Origin of the sequence: Neoluteolibacter marinus (genome assembly GCF_014904755.1) — a bacterium.
Classification (GTDB): Bacteria; Verrucomicrobiota; Verrucomicrobiia; order Verrucomicrobiales; family Akkermansiaceae; genus Haloferula; species Haloferula marina.
Genome location: NZ_JACZFQ010000021.1, coordinates 122343 through 142765, shown reverse-complemented (window position 1 = coordinate 142765; position 20423 = coordinate 122343). Strand labels below are relative to the sequence as shown.

At 64.3% G+C, this 20423-nt stretch carries 18 protein-coding genes; 10 read left to right on the top strand and 8 right to left on the bottom strand.

Annotated elements, in window-relative coordinates:
* Positions 1-4 precede the first annotated feature (4 nt).
* Entirely contained in the window at positions 5-709 is a 705-nt protein-coding gene (locus tag IG178_RS05690) for an outer membrane lipoprotein-sorting protein (protein ID WP_193211557.1), read from the top strand.
* Positions 710-723: 14 nt separating this feature from the next.
* On the opposite strand, the gene IG178_RS05685 is transcribed toward IG178_RS05690, so the two are convergent.
* From IG178_RS05685 to IG178_RS05670, 5 genes are all read right to left on the bottom strand, one after another.
* Positions 724-1383 carry a hypothetical protein gene (locus IG178_RS05685; RefSeq protein WP_193211556.1) on the bottom strand — a complete coding sequence of 220 codons (660 nt, stop codon included), beginning with the start codon at positions 1381-1383 and terminating at the stop codon, positions 724-726.
* Positions 1384-1441: 58 nt separating this feature from the next.
* Positions 1442-3433, bottom strand: a complete 1992-nt coding sequence (locus IG178_RS05680) for a BamA/OMP85 family outer membrane protein (RefSeq protein WP_193211555.1) — start codon at positions 3431-3433, stop codon at positions 1442-1444.
* Positions 3430-6870 carry a translocation/assembly module TamB domain-containing protein gene (locus IG178_RS05675; protein WP_193211554.1) on the bottom strand — a complete coding sequence of 1147 codons (3441 nt, stop codon included), beginning with the start codon at positions 6868-6870 and terminating at the stop codon, positions 3430-3432. Before IG178_RS05675 ends, IG178_RS05680 begins: the two co-directional genes overlap by 4 nt.
* A gap of 84 nt (positions 6871-6954) precedes the next feature.
* Positions 6955-7086, bottom strand: a complete 132-nt coding sequence (locus IG178_RS25880) for a hypothetical protein (RefSeq protein WP_255518948.1) — start codon at positions 7084-7086, stop codon at positions 6955-6957.
* Entirely contained in the window at positions 7083-7454 is a 372-nt protein-coding gene (locus IG178_RS05670; protein WP_193211553.1) for a hypothetical protein, read from the bottom strand. Before IG178_RS05670 ends, IG178_RS25880 begins: the two co-directional genes overlap by 4 nt.
* 129 nt (positions 7455-7583) lie before the next feature.
* Here IG178_RS05670 and IG178_RS05665 point away from each other — a divergent pair, with 129 nt between their 5' ends.
* The 6 genes from IG178_RS05665 (at position 7584) to IG178_RS05640 (ending at position 14709) form a co-directional block, all read left to right on the top strand.
* Positions 7584-8405, top strand: coding sequence for an ion transporter (locus IG178_RS05665; protein WP_193211552.1), 822 nt, complete (start codon positions 7584-7586; stop codon positions 8403-8405).
* Between the two features lie 172 nt (positions 8406-8577).
* Positions 8578-10230, top strand: a complete 1653-nt coding sequence (locus IG178_RS05660; protein ID WP_193211551.1) for an ATPase, T2SS/T4P/T4SS family — start codon at positions 8578-8580, stop codon at positions 10228-10230.
* A 47-nt stretch (positions 10231-10277) separates the two neighbouring features.
* Positions 10278-11951 (top strand): GspE/PulE family protein, encoded by a 1674-nt coding sequence (locus IG178_RS05655; protein ID WP_193211550.1) that lies wholly within the window; start codon positions 10278-10280, stop codon positions 11949-11951.
* A gap of 84 nt (positions 11952-12035) precedes the next feature.
* A complete protein-coding gene (locus IG178_RS05650; RefSeq protein ID WP_193211549.1) occupies positions 12036-13322 on the top strand; it encodes a type II secretion system F family protein in 1287 nt (428 codons plus the stop codon).
* 80 nt (positions 13323-13402) lie between these two features.
* Positions 13403-13942: a type II secretion system protein GspG gene (locus tag IG178_RS05645; protein WP_193211592.1), complete on the top strand. Its 540-nt coding sequence runs from the start codon at positions 13403-13405 to the stop codon at positions 13940-13942.
* Positions 13943-14070: 128 nt separating this feature from the next.
* The gene (locus IG178_RS05640) at positions 14071-14709 is read left to right on the top strand and encodes a hypothetical protein (protein ID WP_193211548.1); all 639 of its coding nucleotides are present in this window, start codon (positions 14071-14073) and stop codon (positions 14707-14709) included.
* Here the strand turns inward: IG178_RS05640 and IG178_RS05635 are convergent, their stop codons facing one another.
* Complete coding sequence (locus IG178_RS05635) at positions 14710-15267, bottom strand: hypothetical protein (RefSeq protein WP_193211547.1); 558 nt, start codon at positions 15265-15267, stop codon at positions 14710-14712.
* A gap of 67 nt (positions 15268-15334) precedes the next feature.
* Here IG178_RS05635 and IG178_RS05630 point away from each other — a divergent pair, with 67 nt between their 5' ends.
* The 3 genes from IG178_RS05630 to hemB are packed head-to-tail and all read left to right on the top strand — an operon-like array spanning position 15335 to position 18062.
* On the top strand, positions 15335-15538 hold the full coding sequence (locus IG178_RS05630) for a hypothetical protein (RefSeq protein WP_193211546.1): 204 nt from the start codon (positions 15335-15337) through the stop codon (positions 15536-15538).
* A gap of 50 nt (positions 15539-15588) precedes the next feature.
* Positions 15589-16986 carry a cysteine--tRNA ligase gene (gene cysS / locus IG178_RS05625; protein ID WP_193211545.1) on the top strand — a complete coding sequence of 466 codons (1398 nt, stop codon included), beginning with the start codon at positions 15589-15591 and terminating at the stop codon, positions 16984-16986.
* A gap of 35 nt (positions 16987-17021) precedes the next feature.
* Positions 17022-18062, top strand: a complete 1041-nt coding sequence (gene hemB, locus IG178_RS05620) for a porphobilinogen synthase (RefSeq protein WP_193211544.1) — start codon at positions 17022-17024, stop codon at positions 18060-18062.
* Between the two features lie 28 nt (positions 18063-18090).
* Here the strand turns inward: hemB and xylA are convergent, their stop codons facing one another.
* Positions 18091-19398, bottom strand: a complete 1308-nt coding sequence (gene xylA, locus IG178_RS05615; RefSeq protein ID WP_193211543.1) for a xylose isomerase — start codon at positions 19396-19398, stop codon at positions 18091-18093.
* 190 nt (positions 19399-19588) lie between these two features.
* Positions 19589-20422 carry an iron chelate uptake ABC transporter family permease subunit gene (locus IG178_RS05610; RefSeq protein WP_193211542.1) on the bottom strand — a complete coding sequence of 278 codons (834 nt, stop codon included), beginning with the start codon at positions 20420-20422 and terminating at the stop codon, positions 19589-19591.
* Between the last annotated feature and the right edge of the window lies 1 nt (position 20423).

Genomic DNA, 20423 nt, shown 5'->3' with positions numbered 1-20423 from the left:
ACCCATGAAATTCCTTCTCGCCGCCGCATCGCTCTTCGCCACCGTCGCGCCGCTCCACGCGCAGAATCCGGATCCGGACGCCATGATCCGCAGCATCCGCCTGTCCGCCACGCTCCAGCAGATGGACCTGAAGGGCGAGGTCGAGAAATTCAACGGCAAGAAGTCGGGGATCATGCTCTTCGTCCGCGAGAACAACATGCAGTTCCGGTTGGACGATACCGGCGAGCGCTTCCACATCCGGATGGGCGACGAAAACGCGGAGCTGCGCACGCTCGACGACAAGGGCAACACCTCGGTCTTCCCGACCAGCAAGCTGGTCCGGCCGATTGCCGGCTCGGACATCACCTACGAGGATCTCACGCTGCGCTTCCTTTATTGGAAGAACGCGGAGCTGAAGGGTGAGGAGCGCGTCAACGGCGCCGATTGCTACAAGATCCGCCTGAACAATCCCGGCCGTGGTGGCGCCTACGGGGCCGTCTTCGTGTGGGTTCACAAGAAATACGGCGCCTTCTGGCAGGTGCGGGCGCACGACCGCAAGGGCAAGGCCATCAAGGAATTCCAGGTCGACAGCGTGATGAAACTGCCGGACGACAAGGGTTACACGATCAAGAAGATGCAGGTGAGCACGCTCGACGGCGACAAGCGTCAATCGATCACTTACCTGACCTTCGAAAAGCCGGCCAGCGGACCGAAGGGGCCCCGGCGCTGAGACGGGCCGCCGCCTCAGGTGACCGGCAGGGTCTCCAGCAAGGTCTTCTTCAGGTGCGCCCAGGGCAGCGGCTTGCCGTCGAGGAACGACGATCGGGCCACCACCAGCGACACGCTGCCGAAGCCGCTGGTGAATTCCTCGCGCAGGACGGTGGACAGGCCGTAGTTCGGGTCGACCTCGACCGACACGGGGAGATCCGGGGCGGCTGCCCGCAGGGCGTCGGCCCACTTGCGGACGAAGCCGGACTCGGTGTCCAGCGATGGATCGTGCTTCAACTCGACGACCGGCATTCCGTGGCGGTCTTCGGTGCGGATCGAAAGGTGAATGGCGACCCCGTTGCGGCGTTGCTCCTCGGCGATCCGCTGTTTGAGGACGTTGATGTAGCCGCGGTGGTGCCGTTCATCCAGTTTGCGCTTTTGTTCGTCGCCCAGCGTTTTTGAAAATCGGCTGAATCGCTCGGGGTCCTCGGGACGGCGCGAGATGTCGATCAACAGCCGGGTGATCTCTCCATGGGCCAGCAGGGCGCGCAGGCGGGTGGCGAAGGCCTGGGCGAGATTCAGCGAACCGGGGGACCAGCCTTCGCCGGAGGTCACGGTCTCCTCCTGGCCACGAAACAACTCCTTGTGCCACTCGGGGATAGCGCAAGTCGCGGGCTCGCAGGATAGGACGAACATAGGGGTTAGGATAGCCGGTGCCGCGTGGAAATCGATCCCGGGATTCAGGAAGTTTCAGCTAGAAGGCCGTGCCGATGGCGAAGTGCCAGGTTCCCGAGGGTTCGCCGCTGTCGCGGGTCAGGTTGTGGCCGTATTCGAAGCGGATCGGTCCGACCGGCAGGTCGATCCGCAATCCCATCCCGACGGCGATCTCCGGCGAGGAAAAGCTGAAGCCGTTGTCGAGCGCCGAGAGGTGTCCCATGTCGACGAAGCCGACGCCCTTGATGGGTCCGACGATCTTGTGGACGTACTCGGCGTTGGCGACCCAGTAGGTCTCGCCGCCGAGCGGGTCGTTGCTGGTCGAACGCGGGCCGAGCTCGTTGTAGCGGTACGAACGGACTGTGTCCGAGCCGCCGGTGAAAAGGCGGAGGTCGATCGGGAACTCGGCGGCGCCGCCGGACGGGAAAAGCATGCCGGTGCGCGCGGCCAGGTTGACCTGGCCGTTGTCGCCGACCGGGATGTAACCGGCGGCAAGGGTGTCGAAGCGGACGTAGTGCGAGGAGATGTCGCCGGCGATGTAGCCGGCCTCGAGCAGGGCGCTGAGGTGGTAGCCGGTGGCGGGGGAAACCGGGTCGTCGCGGCGGTCGTAGGCGACCTGGGCGCGGGCGTAGTAATGGCCGTAGTTGGTTTCCCCCAGCTCGCTCGGGAGGATGCCGTTGGAATCGATGCTGACGATCGAACCGCCGAAAATGATGCTGGCGTCAATGTGCTCACCGAAGTCGTCGCGCGAAAACTCCGCGGAAGCTCCGGTTTCAAACTTGTCGTAACCCTCAAGCGAACGGGTAACGGAAAACAGCCGCAGCCCGAGATAGGTGTTGGAATCCAGAAGCCAGGGGTCGGAAAGGCGAATGTCACCTAACAGTCCACGGGAGCTGATCTCGAAACCGGTGCTGAAGTTCCAGAGGCGGCCGCCGAAATTCCGGTCGTGGTATTTGGCTCCGAAGATCCCTCCTTCGTAGCTGCCGAAGCCGCCGTAGGCCGAGGTGCCGCGGGCGCGGCCTTCGACCATCTGCAGGGTGGCGTCGAGCCGGCCGTCGGCGTCGGTTTCGTTGACCACCCGGACCGAGGAGAATGCACCGGTGGCGAGGATCTTCTTGAGGCGGGCGTCGAACTCCTCGGCGTTGTACCATTCGCCGGTGAGGTCGTCGAAGCGCCGGGTGACGCGGTGGACCTTGGTCTTCTCTGTGCCGGTGACCTTCACCTCGTCGAGCCGCTGGCGGTTGCCGAACTTGATGATGAAGCGCGGCGTCAAGGTGTCGTCGCCGAGGATCCGGTTCATCTTGAAGGTCTCGAGCGGGAAGCCGGTGGCGCGGAAGACGCTCTCGACCTCGCTGCGGATCGAAGCCAGCTGGTCGGTGTTCGCGACCTGGCCGACGTAGGGGGCCGCCTTGGCCCAGAGTTCGCGCATGAGTTCCGGTGGAGCGCCGTCGAATCGGGGCGGGCCGAGGTGAAACAGCGGGCCCTTGACGACGCGGATCGAGAAGGCGAGCTCGTTGGTGCCGGGGACGACGGCGCGCTTTTCGACGCTGGCCTTGGCCTTCCAGTAGCCGCGGGAGCGGCAGTCGGCTTCCAACAGGGCGAGTCCTTCGGCGACGTCCGACTCGCGGAACGGCGGGTCCTGGGCGCGGCTGAGCACCCGCTCCGTGCCGGGCAGCTTGAACAGGTGGGAAAGCCGCACCGCTTCCTCCTCCTCGAGGCCGGGGACGATGACCGAGCCGATCGACAGGCGCGGGCCTTCGTTGACGATGAGCCGGATGCTGTTGCCGGAGATGACCGGCGTGACGCCGGGCTTCTGGAAACCCTGGCGGCGCAGCATGGTTTCCAGCATGAAGGCGGCGTCGTTGGCGCGGGGGATCGACGGCGGCTTGCTGCGGACATACTCCAGGCGGTCGCCTAACAGGTCGAGCGCTTCCGATTCGCTGATGCTGCGGATGCCCTCCACGCGGATGTCCGCCGCCGTCGCGACCTGGGTCAGCGCGGCGAGTCCGAGGAGGCGGGGAAGGCGGTTCATTTGAAGCGGAGCACGAAAGCGCCGAGGACCCGGGTGTTGCTTTCCTTGTCGACCGAGCTGCTGACGAAGATGCGGTCGGTCACCTCGATGGTGGCGGAGTTGAGGCGCTTGCCGGTCAGCGGGTCATCCTCGCCGATGCGGATGTCGACGCGATTTAGCACCGCGAGCACCTTCGCGACCTGATCGCCGAAGGGCAGGCGGCCCTTGCGCCATTCCTCGAGGATGAGCTGGGCGGCCTTGAGGGTGGCGGCTTGTCCGTCCTCGAGCCCGTCGGAGGTGGTGCCGGTGGCGAGCAGGGTCATGATCTCGCTTTCGGGCAGGGGAGGGTCGGAGGTCAGGGCGGTCTTCGGCGCGTTCACCGGCCCGTAGAAGAACAGGTTCACGTCGTAGCGTCCGATGTTCGAGGTGCCGCGGATGTTGAGCTCGGGATTGAGGCCGTTCCCGGGGGTGAACTTGGCCACGCCGTTCTTCACCTCGAGGGTGCTGAACGGCAGTTTGGCCTCGATCTCGCTGACGATGGCATTGCCGTCCGGCTGGATGTTCCCGAGCGTGCCGCCGACGTGGAGGTTGGCGATGGCGGAGCCGGTGGCGAGGTTGCCGCGGATCAACAGCGGATCGACGGTGCGGATGTCGACATCGAGCGTCCAGTTGGCGAAGGGCTCGGGGAGGTCGGCGGATTTCTCGTCGGGATCGATCGCCGGCAGGCTGGGGCGGGACGGCGCGGTGAAAGGCATTCGCAGGGGCAGGATCTCGATGTCCTTGTAAAAGATGCTGTCGATGATGCCGACCGTGCCCGAGATGGCGGCAACCTCGAGGTCGCCGCGGATCGAGAGATTGGCGTCGGCGCGGACGATCATCGAGTCGTCGCGCTTCAGCGGCAGGGCATTGGCGGTGAAGGAAAGGTCGAAGGTCGGCTTGGTGGTGTCCTCGAGGCCGACCTTGCCGCTGCCCTTGAGCGTGCCTCCGGCACTTTCGAGCGAGAGCGATTCGAGCACCACGTCCTTGTCCGCGAATTTCACCAGCAGGTTGGCGTCCTTCACCGGCGGGGCGGGGGAGTCGGTCATTTCGAAGGCGCCGCCGCTCAGCTTGATTTCACCGCCGAGCGACGGCTCGCCGATGGTTCCGGTGGCGGTGAAGAAGGCTTCCAGATTGCCGGCGAGGGTCTCGGCGGCGGGAACGAAACGCTTGAAAGTGGCGATGTCGATCGGCGGGACGTTGACGCGGGCCTCGATTTGCTCGCCGAGCAGCAGGTCGGGGTCTTCGGCCCACTTGTCCGGTTCGTAGGGCATTTTCCCGGCCAGGGTGATCGTGCCGTAGCCGCTCGGCTTGATCTCGCCCTCCACCACCAGCGACTTGTCCGCGCCGTCGAGATTGAGGGTGGCGTCGGTGATCGGGACATCCGGCTGGTCGGCGACCTGCACGCCCTTGACGGCGACCTCGAGGTCAATCTTCGGGGCCGCGGGGGTGCCGGCGATCACGAGGTTCACGCGGCCACTTCCCGCGGCGAGGGGGTTCTTGGCGTCCGGCAGCCAGGAGGCGATGCGATCGCTGTCGATCCATTCCGACTCGAGGAAGAGGTTCATCGGTTCGGTCTGGCGCAGGAAATCATTGGCCCCGCGGATTTCCCCGGGGACCGGGAATTCGGCCTGGCCGCCGATGAGTCGGGTCTCGCCGTCGAGCCACTCGATCTTGGGAATCTTCAGGACCTGATCGGCGAGATGAGCCTCGGCGGTGATGGTTTGGCCTTCGGCCTTTGCGACCAGTTGGGTGAGATCCAATGATTCCGGCCAAGCGTAGGAGCCTGTGGTTTTCAACAGCAGCGGGGGCGTTTCCTTGCGCACCCATTCGAATGACTCGACCTGGAACTCGCCGCGGTGGGGTTGTGCCGCGAAGTCGCCGCCCCCTTGCCAGGTCAGGGTGGCATTCATGCCTTCGGGCAAGGTGACGCCCGCGGCGGCCGCCCAGCCGGCGAGGTTCTCCGGGCGGAATGATTCCAACGTGGCAGCCGCCTCATACTGCTTGGCTTCCAGATCGAGGGCGAACTCGGCCCGCATGCCGGTGGTGCCGAAGGTGCCTGCCACCTTGCCGTCCGGCGTCCATGTCGCCTCCGCGGCCAGCGAGGCGGCGTCCTTCTCGGGGGAGAGCAGGACCTTGCCGCCGGCCGAGCGGATGCCGTCGGGGCCCGAATCGGCGGTCGCGTCCAAGGTCAGCGACGTCTCCGGCAGCGGAGGGGCGTCCTCCGGTGCGAATTCGAACTTTTCGTTCAGCGCTGAGAACACGGGCGCGAGGCGCGGCAGCGACGCCTGCAGGGTGGCCTCGAAATCCGTCCATCCTTGCCGGGCGAGGTCGCGCCACACCAGCGCCGCGCTGCCATCGAGCTTGCCCCCCAGTGCCTCGATCGACCAGTTCGCCTCGCCCTTGTCGCCGTCTTTCGAGGCGTCGACCACCACCGCTTCCGCACGCCAGTCCTCATAGCTGACATTCGTCACCTCGGCGCTCGCGTTGGCTTTCAACAGGTCGGGTGATTGGTCGAATCCTTCGATCCGGGCCTCGAGCCGGCTCACGGTTGCCTCGACCGGCAGTTCGAGCGCGACGTTCTTCAAGGCCTCGCCGACGACCAGCGGCTCTCCTTCCAACCGGACCACGGCGGAGGAAAGGCCGCCGTCGACGATCAACCGGGAGTCCTCCGCCAGCAGCTCTACCCGGGCGGTGGGCTCAGCGCCGGTGGGAAACGAGACGTCGAGATCGCGGATGCCAAGTCGCGGGGTGACATCGAAGCGGTCTAGCGTCAGCCGTTCTTCCTGCCAGGCAATGTGGGTTTCCTGGGCGCTGAAGGCGTAGCCACCCATCACGGCGAGACCGCCGAGCTTGAGGCTGAAATCGTCGCTGCCGGGAGCGTGGTTGAAGTCGCTGCTTTCCAGGGTCACCAGCTGCTCCTCGCCGCGGACCAGCTGGAATTTCAGGTCGGCCGCTTCCAGTTCCATCGGCAGGACCAACTTGCGGGCCTTGCGCAGGGTTTCGCCCAGGGCCTGCGGATCGAAGGGTTTCTCGGGCTCGTCGGGATCCTTGGGGGGCGCGGCGGCGAGGTCGATCACCGCGTCGATGCGGTTGATCGTGACACCGTCGAGTTTGCCGCGCACCAGCCGGGAGAGTTCATACTTCGGGCCGACCGAGCCGATCTCCAGCTTGCGGATCACGCCGCCGCTGAGGGAAAGGCCCTCGATGCGGATCCCGCCGAGGAGCGTGCCTTTGAGCTCGAAGTCCGCCGTCATGTCGGCGGCGGCCAAAGCCTTGCGCATGCCGATGCCGCCGATCCAGCGCCAGCCGGGGCCGTTGAGCCACACCAGCAGGGCGATGAAGATTCCCAGCGCCCACCACCTCTTCCGCCCGCGGCGGCGTTTTTTGATCGGTGGGGCTTCAGTTTCTTCGGAACTCATCGGGAACGTGCGCGTTCATTTCATCGCCGCTCTGCGGGCGCGGGTCAACGAAAGGTCTCATCGGGAAGCAATTCAGGCCGATTGTCACATGAACCATTCCAGAGTGAAATGACTTGCGGCCAGAACAGCGAAGACAATCACCCACCACCAAAACTCAACGAAAGCCGCGGGCGTGATGCCATGGCGAATGCGCTCTTTGGAGGGGAACTGTTTCATGGTTGGCGGCATTCGGGGCTGTTCCCGGAGCGGGGCTCTTGTCGTGCAGCGAAAACGAGATCGAAGTCTCGGATCAGGCTCTCGGTGGGATACCATTTCCTCGCCGAATCCCCGGCGAAGTAGTCGCGCACCATCCGGTCGGTGGTGCCGGCGGGCAAGCCACGGAGGAGCCGGCGAATGCGTCCGACCTCGTGACCGATGGACGCCCAGACAAAGAAGGCTCCGAGGAGCCATCCGTCGCGGGTGTCGATTTGAAAAAGCCATCCCGCCACGACAATCACCAGGCACGCGGAGGCAATCAGCCGCGGCCAATTGACCAGTGAGATGGGTCGCGGGGGTATGGGGCCGCTGGTGTCGCTAGGGAACATCGCCGGAATTGATCCACGAATTGGAAACTGTAAGGGGAGCGAGAGGCAGTCAAATCCGATGCGGGGGCAGGCGCGGTGGAGCGAAGGTTCCGGCGTGCCAAGTGGCCGGGGCTGTTGCAGCCTGCACCCATGGATGAGATTTCGAGCGACGGCAGGTCGCGCCGAGAGCGGTGGCGGGAGATTATTTTCGAAGCCGAGACCCCGGCGGGCCGGCGCTTCGACGTGGTGCTGCTCTGGCTGATCGGCTTGAGCGTGCTGGTGGTGGTCCTGGAAAGCGTGCCGGAAATCTCCCGGCGCCACGGGACGCTGATGCGGACGCTCGAGTGGATGTTCACCATCGCGTTTTCGATCGAGTACCTGGCCCGGCTTTATGTGGTCCGGCGACCGGGACGCTATGCGCGGAGCTTTTACGGCATCGTCGACCTGCTGTCGGTGCTGCCGACCTACCTGATGCTGGTCGCCCCCGGGGCGCAGGCCTTGCAGGTGATCCGGGTGCTGCGCCTGATGCGGATGTTCCGGGTCCTCAAGATGGTCCGCCACGTCAGCGGGGCGGATTTGCTGCTGCGGGCGATCTACGAATCGCGGGCGAAGATCACCGTTTTCTTCACCTTCATGCTGACGGTCTCGGTGATTGCCGGGACACTGATGTATTTGATCGAGGGGGAGAAAGGGGGCTACTCCAGCATCCCCACCGGCATCTACTGGGCGATCGTCACGATCACCACCCTCGGCTTCGGCGACATCACCCCGACCACCGGGCTCGGGCAATTGCTGACCTCGCTGCTGGCGCTGACCGGATTCGCCGTGATCGCGGTGCCCACGGGGATCCTGACCGCCGAGATCTCGAAGCTGGAGGCAGACCGGACCTCGGACGCCTGCCCGTCCTGCGGGGTCCACGGGCACCTTCCGGATGCCAAATATTGCCGGCGCTGCGGGTCGCGGATGGAGTGAGGCCGGGCTTTCGCGGTGGCATCGTCCATACGTGGTGCCTACCCCCGGCGGATTCCTCGACATTGTTCCGGCGGCTGGTTGACAAGGGGGGAGTGCCTTGACCAATCTGCGACAGCCGGGACGCGCACAACGCCGTCCCGGTGTCCGACTGATTTAAAAGGCCCGAAAACCCGTGTTCTCCAACGAAGACTACTTGGCCGACCTGCTGGTGGAAGCAGGTGCGGTTACTCCCGAAAAGCTCGACCAGGCCCGCCAGAAAGGCGGCGCGGTGGTGGAGAGGTTGCTCAGCGATACCGATCTCTCCGAAAGTACCGTGTGCGCGGTGCTGGCCCAGAACGCCGGCATGGACGCGATCGACCTGGGGCAGATGACCATCGACCCCGAAGTCGCCAGCGCGGTCCCGGACGACATCGCCCGGCGCTACAAGGTGATCCCGGTGGCGGATGACGGAGTCTACCTCACGGTTGCCGTGGCCGATCCTTTCGACTTCGAGACCATGGACAGCCTGCCCCACGTGCTGGGCCGCGAGTTGTCCTTCGTGTGCGCGCCGATCGACGCGGTGACCCTGTTCCTCAAGCAGTTCTACGGGTTGACCGAGTCGGGCTCCAATCTCGACATCGCCGGCGCCCACGACGTGGAGGTTTCCGATAGCGACGCCCCGATCATCCGGCTGGTGCAGAACCTCCTGACAGAGGCGATGAAGAACCGCTGCTCGGACATTCACATCGAGCCGCTCGAGACGTCCGTGCGCATCCGCTACCGGATCGACGGCAAGCTGGTGGAGATCGACAACCACCCGAAGAAGCTCCTGCCGGCCATCGTGGCCCGTCTCAAGGTGATGAGCGGTTCGATGTCGATCGCGGAAAAGCGCCTGCCCCAGGACGGCCGCATCCAGGTGAAGCTTGGCGACAAGGAGATCGACCTTCGTGTTTCCACCGTGCCTTCCAACCACGGCGAGTCGGTCGTCATGCGTATTCTCGACAAGTCCGGCCTCGTGCTGGGCCTGCCGGAACTCGGGTTCTTCTCCGACGACCAGGCCGAGTTCGAGAAGCTGATCGGCCTGCCGGACGGCATCGTGCTGGTCACCGGGCCGACCGGTTCCGGCAAGACGACCACGCTTTACGCCTGCTTGAACGTCATCAACAAGCCGGACAAGAAGATCATCACGGTGGAAGACCCGGTCGAATACGAGATGCCGGGCATCAACCAGGTGATGGTGAAGACCGACATCGGCATGACCTTCGCGGCGGCACTGCGCGCCATGCTCCGCCAGGCGCCGAACATCATCATGATCGGGGAAATTCGTGACGCGGAAACGGCCAACATCGCCATCAACGCCGCGCTCACCGGTCACCTTGTGCTTTCCACCCTGCACACCAACGACGCGCCCGCCGCGGTCGCGCGTCTCGCGGACATCGGCATCAAGCGCTTCCTCATTGCCTCGGCGGTGCGGGCGGCGCTCGCCCAGCGCCTGGTCCGCAAGCTGTGCCCGGTGTGCAAGGCGCCTCACACGCTCACCGACAAGGAAGCCCGGGCGCTCCAGTTCGACGCGAGCCGCGACGCCGGTGCGACCATCATGGGTCCGGTGGGCTGCGACAAGTGCCGGGGCGGCGGCTACCGCGGCCGGGCCGGCCTGTTCGAACTCTTCCAGGTCGACGACGAGGTCCGCCACCTGATCAACGAGAACCTGGGTTCCAGCCAGCTGCGGAAGCGCGCGCGGGAACTCGGCATGCGCACGATGCGCGAGGACGGCGTCCGCAAGGTGCTGGCCGGCCTCACCTCGCCCGAGGAAGTCATCCACGTCACCATGGCCGACTTCGAGTGATCCAAGGATCCTAACCCTACCCATTCAATTTTTCGAAAACCCGATCCATGGACAGCAACCAGATCGTAGAACTTTTCATCAGCCGTGGCCTCATCGACCGCTCGCTCGGACAGGACATCCTCTCCGAAGTCGACCACAGCGGCAAGGAGGCCGCCGAAATCCTCGCCGACTTCCAGGTCATCCAGCATCGCGACGATGTCTGGCCCGTCGTCGCCTCCGAACTCGGGGCCCAGATGGTCGACCTCCGCAACTGGACGCCGCCGGACGAATTGCTCGCCCTGGTCCCGGCCGGTACCGCCCGGCTCCACGGCGCCCTGCCGGTGAACTTCGACGCCGAGGGCCTGCACATCGCCCTGGTCGATCCGATGAACCCGCAGACCCTCGAGGACCTGCGCTTCGCGCTCGGCCGCGAGATCGTCCTCGCCGTGGCTCCCGACTACATCGTCGAACAGAAGATCAACGACTGCTACGGCGGCGAGGGCAAGGCGATGGAAGACATCCTGAGCCAGCTCGAAAGCGGTGCCGACGCGAGCATGAACCAGGCGGACCTCGAGGCCGAGGCGAACTCGGCGCCGATCATCCGCTACGTCGACATCGTCTTGTTCCAGGCGATCAAGGAGCGCGCGTCGGACATCCACTTCGAACCCTTCGAGAAGGAGTTCAAGATCCGCTACCGCGTCGACGGGAGCCTCTACGAAATGGCTCCACCGCCGGTCCACCTCGCGCTGGCGATCCTTTCGCGCATCAAGGTGATGTCGAACATGAACATCGCCGAGCGCCGCGTCCCGCAGGACGGCCGGATCGTGAAGCAAGTGGGTGATCGCCAGGTCGACATGCGCGTTTCCACCCTTCCGACCCAGTACGGTGAATCGGTGGTGCTCCGGGTTCTCGACCGATCCTCGGTCAACCTGTCGCTGGAAAACCTCCACCTGCCCCCGGAGACCTACGAATACATCTGCGACACGATCGAGAAGCCCAACGGGATTTTCATCGTCACCGGACCGACCGGTGCGGGCAAGACCACGACGTTGTATGCGGCCTTGCAGCGGATCAACACCATCGACGCCAAGCTCCTGACTGCGGAAGATCCGGTCGAATACGACATCGACGGCATCGTCCAGATTCCCTGCAACGAGGCGATCGGCCTGACCTTCCCGCGGGTGCTCCGCGCCTTCCTTCGTCAGGATCCCGACCGGATCATGGTGGGGGAGATGCGCGACATGGATACCGCCCAGATTGCCATCCAGGCATCGCTCACCGGGCACTTGGTGCTTTCCACGCTCCACACCAACGACGCGGCCGGCGCGGTCACGCGTCTGGTCGACATGGGCTGCGAGCCGTTCTTGGTCGCCGCCTCGCTGGAAGGCGTCTTGGCCCAGCGTCTCGTCCGCACCATCTGCAAGGATTGCAAGGCCTCGTATGAACCGAACGAGAGCATCCTCCATCAGCTCGGCGTGGCCGTCCACGAACTGGGCGACAAGGACTTCTTCACCGGCAAGGGCTGCGACATCTGCGGTGGCAGCGGATACAAGGGCCGGAAGGGGCTTTACGAACTCCTGAACATCACGGATCCGATCCGCGAGCTCATCACCGACCGCGCCCCGAGCGTGGTGATCAAGCAGAAGGCGGTGGAATTGGGAATGAACACGCTCCGTGAGGATGGATTGCGCAACATTTACCTCGGCCACACCACCATTGAGGAAGTCCTGAAATACACCTGATCCCGCCCGGGCCGGGCCGAAATTTGAGTCGCCAGACCCTTCTCGCCCGCCCACAATCATATCACTCGATTTAAAAATAACCCCATGCCTCAGTTCCAATTCACCGCTGCCGATGCCAAGGGCGAGCAAACGTCCGGCACCATCGAATCCACGAGCGAAGCCGAAGCCATCCAGCAGCTCCGGGCGCAGGGATTTTATCCCCTGCAGGTCGTCGAAGCCGGGAAGGGCAAGCTCGCGGCCGCCAAGAAGCCCGCCGCCAAGAAGGCCAAGGGCGGCAAGAAGGTGAAGACCTCCACCGGCGGCCGGATCAAGCCGAAGCTGCTGATGATTTTCACCCGCCAGCTGGCGACATTGATCGACTCCGGCCTGCCGCTGCTGCGAGGTCTGACGGTGCTGGCAAAGCAGGAGCCAAACCCGGTGCTCAAGGGCACCATCGGGGCGCTGGCCGACTCGGTGCAGTCGGGTTCCACATTCTCCGAATCGCTGGCCCAGCACCCGCGGATCTTCAACAAGCTCTATGTGAACATGGTGAAGGCCGGTGAGCTGGGCGGTGTGCTTGAAGTCGTTCTCGTCCGTCTGGCGGAGTACCAGGAAAAGGCCCACAAGCTGAAGAACAAGATCGTCTCGGCGATGGTCTATCCGGTGATCGTGATGTTCATCGCGGTGGCCATCCTTGTCTTCCTCATGCTCTTCATCGTTCCCAAGTTCGAGGCGATGTTCGCGGAGATGGGCAACGACGCCGAACTGCCGATGATCTCGCAGGTGGTCTTCGGTGCCTCCAAGTTCTTCCTCAAGCCCTCGATCTGGGTCATTCCGAACATCGTCTGGGTGTTCCTGGTGTTGATGCTCATCGGTTTCCTCATGAACATGTGGGGCAAGACGAAGAAAGGCCGCCGGGTGATCGACGCCTTCAAGCTGAAGGCCCCGATCTTCGGTGACATCCAGCGCAAGTCGGCCATCGCCCGCTTCTCCCGTACCCTCGGTACCCTGGTGACCTCGGGCGTCCCGATCCTGCAGGCGCTGAACATCACCCGCGACACCGCTGGCAACGTCATCGTCTCCGACGCCATCGAGAAGGTGCACGAAGCGGTCAAGGAAGGGGAGTCGATCGTCACGCCGATGCAGTCCGCCAGCGTGTTCCCCTCGATGGTTATTTCGATGGTCGACGTCGGTGAGGAAACCGGCCAGTTGCCCGAGATGCTCCTGAAGGTCGCGGACGTCTACGACGATGAAGTGGACAACGCGGTGACCGCGCTTACCTCTATCCTGGAGCCGATCATGATCGTTATTCTGGCGCTGGTCGTCGGGATGGTGGTGATGGCGCTCTTCCTGCCGCTCATCAAGATCATCTCCACCATGGGCGAGCAGTGAGTGTGGTCCGGGGAGCGGTGGATACCGGGGACAGCCCCCGGGGGCTCCGCTCCTTGACCCGGCAAACCCGGAAACAACCCATGAAGATTCATCAGAACAACATCCGCCGCCAAGGCTTCAGCTTGATCGAGCTGGTCGTGGTCGTCGCCATCATCGCGGTCCTTGCCGCGCTGACGATGGGAGCCCTCGGTTTCATCAACCAGAAGAGCGCGCGCGACAAGGCCAAGGTCCAGATCAAGCTCTTGGAGAAGGCGCTTGAGGACTATCAGGCCGACAACCGCTCACTTCCGCCGAGTCCCGATTCAAACGGGGAACGCGGAGACGAAGTCCTTTACAAGTATCTGTACTACGATGGCTTCGAAACCCGCGACAGCGGTGGCGTGGTTTATCTGGGAGACCTCGACCCGGAGAACAATACCAAGTCGGGCCAGGCATGGATCCAAGGCAAGGACGCCCAGGCGCGGATCGTCGATCCGTATGGCAATCCTTACCACTACCGCTCGGGCGATTCCCCGGCGGCGGTGAACCCCGACTTCGACATCTGGTCAGCGGGTCCCGATGGCAAGACCAACGCCAATCCGGATCACGACGACTGCCTCGACGATATCCGGAACTGGTAATTTGAACCTGATCCAACCGGGCTTCCTCCGCGCCGCAGGGTGACGGGAGGAAGCCCCTTTTTTCACCCCCGGGAAACCGGGCTTTGCGCTCGACGCGGCCCGACCCCGGAGGCTTCTTTCCCCAAGCGATGAGCGACGATTCACAAGACACCACCGCCGCTGCTCCGGCAGCCAAGACCGCCCGTAAAAAGCCCGCTGCCCGGAAGGGCGCCAAGCCGAAGGCAAAGGCCGCCGAAGCGACGACCGAGTCGCTGCCTTTGGACACGACCGCGGATGCCCCGGCTCCCCGGGAGGAGTCCAGCGCAGCCGCAGAAGCCAGCACCCCGGCCCCGGCTGCGGAGGCCCCAGAGGCGCGGCCCGAGCCGGTGGATGATGCCCCTGTAGAGGGCTCGTCCGATCCGGAGCCGATCCCTTTCTTTTCCGAATCCCCGCAGGGAGACCCGCCCGGGAACAACAAGAAGCGGCGCCGTCGCAAGAAAAAGAGCGGTCAGTCCCAGCAAGGCCAGCATCCCCATGCGGTGGCACCCTCGGCCGATGGCCACAAGGAGCCCGGCGACACGTCCGCGCCGGCTCCGGTGATGCATGCGGCTCCGCGGCCGAAGCTCGACCCCGAGGAGGTGGCGAAGAAGGCCTGGAAGATGTTCCAAGCCGAAGTCGGGGAAGAGGGCCTGGCCCTGATCGACGACAACGATGCCCGCGAGGTCACGCGCCGCTGTTTCCGGCTGGCGGAGATTTTCCTCGAGGAGGCTGCCCGGCGGAGCCGCTGATCAGCCCGCCAGTTCGGACTCCAGGCGTCTGGCAAGCTCCTCCTTGCCGGTCGCCTTGGCGAGGGCGATCCGGAGTTTCATGATTTCGGGCTGGTGGCGCTCGGTATCGTCCATCGATGCCAGCGCCTCGATCGCCGACTCGTGGTCGCCGATCGCCAGAGCCCCTTCCAACAGGTCCGCTGCCGTCGGGTTTTCCGGTGCCAGCGGCTGCTCGCGGTATACCGCCCATTTCGCGCTCGGCGGCAAGTCGTCGGGAGCATCCTCGATCTCGTCGAGGTAGACCAATTCGTCGCCGTCCCTGACCCGGCGCCAGTGATTTAGCAGCATCACGATGATCAGGCCGAGGAAGCACACCGAGGCCTCCATCAGAAACGGGGTGGTGATGACGCCGGCGACGCGCGCGAAGAACTCGCCGGGAAGACCCGGCAGGTGGCGCCCAAGCACCACCAGCACGAAGATCCCGGCGATGCCACCGAGGATCATGATGCTGACGGCGACCTGACGTGCTCGTTCGTTGCGTGCCATCCCGGGGAAACGAAGCATGGGCAGGAGGGTCATGCGAACCAGAAAAGTTTTTAATTAAACTTGATAGTTTCTAAAAACTTCATTTCTCTGCGGGAGCTTCATGTTGCTCGCCCGGATCAGATTCGCAGGGATCGCGATGATCTGCGCCGCCCTTTCCCTGGTGGTGTGGAAGACGCGGTTTCAGCGCACGCAGCCGGATCGGGGTGCGGGCAGTGGCGAAGCGCGCCGCGAATTGACGATTCCCGTTGAGATCGTGGAAGCCGGGGAGGAGCCTCGCCTCCATGAAGTGCGGCTTCTGCGATGATCATCTCGATTCATCGCGGTTGAATTCGCGCGTGACAGCCGCTAGACCCCGTGGCGATGCGGCTATATGACACCCTGGCGAGAGAGCTCAAGGAGCTCCGTCCCCTCGACGGTTCAACCTACCGGTTCTATTGCTGCGGTCCGACGGTGTACGGGCCGGCCCACATCGGGAACTTTCGCACCTTTGTCCTTCAGGACGTGTTCCGCCGGACCCTGGAAACCGGGGGGATGAGGACCCTGCATGTCCGGAACATCACCGACGTCGATGACAAGACGATCCGGGACTCCCAGGCAGCGGGGAAGTCGCTCGCCGATTTCACCGCGTGCTGGACGGACCGCTTCCATGCCGACTGCGGGCTTCTCGGTCTGCTTCCGCCCCATATCGAGCCGAGTGCGGTGGAGCACATCCCGCAGCAGATTGCCATGATCGGGAAGCTGGTCGAGAAGGGGCACGCCTACGCCTCGGAGGACGGGTCGGTGTATTTCAATATCGCCTCGTTCCCCGGCTACGGGAAGCTGTCTCATCTCGACAAGCGGGAGCTGGAACTCGGCAAAACCCAGAATGTCCGTGCGAACGCCGACGAGTATGAGAAGGACAGTTTGTCGGATTTCGTGCTGTGGAAAGGTCGCCGCCCGGAAGACGGCGAGAACTACTGGTCCTCGCCGTGGGGAGAGGGCCGCCCCGGCTGGCATCTCGAGTGCTCGGCGATGATCAAGGAGTACCTTGGCGACGACTTTGACCTCCATTCGGGCGGGGTTGATCTGATGTTCCCGCACCACGAAAACGAGATCGCCCAGAGCCAGTGCGCGTGCGGCGGTCATTTCGCGGCGCATTGGTTCCACACCACCCATCTGCTGGTGGACGGCGGGAAGATGTCCAAGAAGCTCGCAAATTTTTATACTTTGGAGGATCTGGCCGCCAAGGGCTTCAGTGCGATGGAAGTGCGCTACGTGCTGATCGGTGCCCACTACCGCAAGCCGCTCAATTTCACCCTCGATTCCCTCGGCGCGGCAAGGGAAGCCATGGCGAAGCTGGCCAAAGGGGCGCGGGCGCTGGCGGCGAAAGCTCCGGCCGAAGCGCGGTTCGACGCCGTCGGGTTCGGGCCGTTCCAGGCGGCATGGGATTCCCTCCAGGATGATCTGAATACGCCGGGCTGTCTCGGCGGCCTGTTCACGGGTCTCCGCGAGGCGGCGAAGCTGGAGGGGGAGGATGCCGCCAGGGCGATGGCCGCCTTCAACCGCCTGCTGCGGGCCTTGGGGCTCACGCTTCCCGAGGAAGAGCCGGAAGCGGAGGTGCCCGCGGAGATCCGCGCGATCGCCGAGGAGCGCTGGGCTGCCCGCAATGCCAAGGACTGGGCGAAGGCCGATGCGATGCGCGCCGAGCTTTCCGCCAAGGGCTGGAACATGAAGGATGGCAAGGAGGGCTACGAGCTGACGCCGGTGGCTTGAGTCGAGACCGGGTGAATCTTCAACACAATCCCCAGATGCATATTCGTCCCCGCCGCAACCGCCGCACGCCGGCGATCCGTTCCCTGGTCCGCGAGAACGTCCTCACGCCGGCGGATTTCATCCTGCCGCTCTTCCTGCACGAGGATCCGTCCGATGTCGCGATCGCCTCGATGCCCGGAGTGACGCGCTGGTCGCTGGAGGGGCTGGTCCGGGAGGCGGGGGAAGCGCATGCGCTGGGGGTTCCTGCCGTGGTGCTATTCCCGAAGATTGAAGACCACCTGAAGACTCCGAAAGCGGAAGAGTGCGCGAATGACTTCGGGTTGGTTCCGCGGGCCATCCGCGCGCTGAAAGCCGCTCATCCGACGCTGTGCGTGATCACCGACGTGGCGCTCGATCCCTACAATTCGGACGGTCACGACGGGGTGGTCCGCCGGGACGAGCAGGGGGGGCTTCAGGTGCTCAATGACGAGACGGTCGAAATCCTCTGTCAACAGGCCTTGTGTCATGCCAGGGCCGGAGCGGACATCGTTTCTCCCAGCGACATGATGGACGGGCGGGTGGCCGCACTGAGGTCGGCGCTGGACGGGGAGGGCTTCCAGGATGTCTCGATCCTCAGCTACTCGGCGAAGTACGCCTCCGCCTACTACGGTCCGTTCCGCGGGGCGCTCGACTCGGCGCCGAAGGAGGGCGACAAGAAGACCTATCAGATGGACCCGGGGAATGCCCGCGAGGCGATCCGGGAGGTCCTGTTGGATGAGGCGGAAGGCGCCGACATGGTGATGGTGAAGCCGGCGGGGCCGTACCTCGACATCATCAGCCGCGTCCGCGAAAGCACGACCCTCCCGGTGGCCGCCTATCAGGTCAGCGGCGAGTACTTGATGATCGAGAGTGCCGCCGCCGCCGGATGGGTGGATGGCAAGGCGATCGCCTTGGAAAGCCTGACGGGCATCAAGCGCGCCGGTGCGGACATGATCCTGACCTACTACGCCAAACGGGCAGCCGTCTGGCTGGGGGGGCTTGAAGAAAAACGGCCCGACGTTTGCACGCCGGGCCGTTTGGCACCCGTTGGAAGGTGACGTCAGGCGGGCGCTTGCCCGCCATCGGTCACAGAAGTTCGTTGAGGATGTTCTCCATGAGTTCCTGGCGACCGGAAGCAACCACCGGTTCGGGGTTCTTCTTCACCCACTCGGTGAGGTCGTCGAAGTTCATCTTGCCGTCTTCGATCTGTTTGCCGATGCCTTCGTCCCAGCTCGAGTAGCGGGACTTGACGAAGTCGGCGATCCGGCCGTCCTCGCGGATCGCGGCGGCGACCTTGAGGCCGCGTGCGAACGCGTCCATGCCGCCGATGTGGGCGTAGAACAGGTCGATCGGTTCGTGCGACTCGCGGCGGCGCTTGGCGTCGAAATTGAGACCGCCGGTGGTGAAGCCTCCCATTTCCAGCACCTTCAGCATCACCTGGGTGGTGCCGTAGATGTCGCTCGGGAACTGGTCGGTGTCCCAGCCGAGCAAGGTATCGCCCTGGTTGGCGTCGATCGATCCCAGGGCATTGGCGCCCATTGCCACCGAGATCTCGTGCTGCATGGTGTGACCCGCGAGCGTCGCGTGGTTGGTCTCGAGGTTGAGTTTGAAGTGCTCGAGCAGGCCGTATTCGCGGAGGAAGTTCAGGCAGGCCGCGGAGTCCGAGTCGTACTGGTGGGTGGAGGGTTCGCGCGGTTTGGGTTCGATGTAGAACTGGCCGGTGTAGCCGATCTTTTTCGCGTAATCGACCGCCATGTGGAGCAGTGCCGCGAGGTGATCGAGCTCGCGCTTCATGTCGGTATTCAGCAGCGTGGCGTAGCCTTCGCGGCCCCCCCAGAAAGTGTAGCCGAGGCCGCCGAGGGCATGGGTGGCGTCCATGGCTGCCTTCACCTGTGCCGCCCCGTAGGCGAACACCGCGGCGTCCGGCGAGGTGCCGGCGCCTTGCGAGTAGCGGGGATGGGAGAACAGGCAGGCGGTGCCCCAGAGCAGCTTCTTTCCGCTCGATTGCTGGAGCTGTCCGAGGTGGGCGACCACCTCGTTGAGGGCGGCGGTGGACTTGCTGAAGTCGTCCAGCTCGGGCGCGATGTCGCGGTCGTGGAAGCAGTAGTAGTCGATGTCGATCTTTTCGAGGAACTCGAAGAACACGTCGGCGCGCTTCTTCGCGTTGTCGACGGAGTCGGAGTAGTCGTCCCAAGGCATCACAGCGGTGCCGCCGCCGAAGGGATCGGACAGGGCATTGCGCATCACGTGCCAGTAGGCGGCACCGAAGCGCATGTGTTCACGCATCGTCTTGCCCTCGATGATCTCGTCGGGATTGTAGTGCTTGAACGCGAGTGGATTCTTGGATTTCGAACCTTCGTAAACGATCTTGGGAATGTCTGTGAAGTAGGCCATCGGAATCCCTGCAATAGTGGGCGAGGGTCCGCGAGTCCATCATGGAATTGTGTATGTTTTCACCCCGAGTGGCGGCTCAATCCAACTTTGTCACCCTTCATTCATTCCAAATGAACCAATCAGGGAATTGGCTGGAAGTAGATTTGCGACGCCGGGAGGTGGCGTGAAATGCCGTGACGGGCCTAGATTTTCACTTCTTCCAACCCGCAATCAGGCCATAGCGCGGGCTGAAGATCCACGCGGCCAGGAACAGGCTGCCGAGCAGCATCACGATCACCGGCCCCGGGGCGAGCCCGAGGGTGGCGGAAAGCAGGACCCCGCCGACCGCTCCGGCCGCGCCGAGCAGGCCGCCGCCCCAGAACAGCGCCGGGGTCTTGTCGGTGAGCAGCGAGATGGTGGCGCCGGGCGCCACCAGCATGCCGACCGAAAGGACGCAACCGACCGCTTGCAGCGAGGCCACCAGCGACAGCACCAGCAGGGCGAACAGCAAATACTGGATGAATCGTACCGGGACGCCCTGGGCGGCGGCGACATTCGGCTCGAACATCGTGACCAGCAGCGGGCGCATCAGCAGGTTCGCCACCAGGAGCGTCAGGGAGCCGATGCCGAAGGCGATCCACAGGTCGGCGTTGCCCACCGCCATGATGTCGCCGAACAACCAGTGCTCGAGTTCCTGGCGGGTGTCGAGCCGCGGCAGGATCGCCACCCCCGCGGCGAAGGCCGTGGTGTAGATCACCGCCAGGGCGGTTCCCTGGGCAATGCGGTTTCCGCGCGCGACCGCCACCGATCCCAGGCCGACCATCAGGGCGGCGAAGAGCGCTCCGACGAAGGCGCTTGCCTGGGTCAGCATGCCGGTGACGAGGATGCCGGCGGCGATGCCCGGCAGCATGGTGTGGGAGAGCGCGCTCACCGAAAGGGCATTGCGGCGCAAGACCACGAAACCGCTGAAGAAGCCGTTCGAGAAGCCGATGATCAGGGCGGCGGCGAGCGCGCGCTGGTAGAAGGGATGGATGAGCAGTTCCACG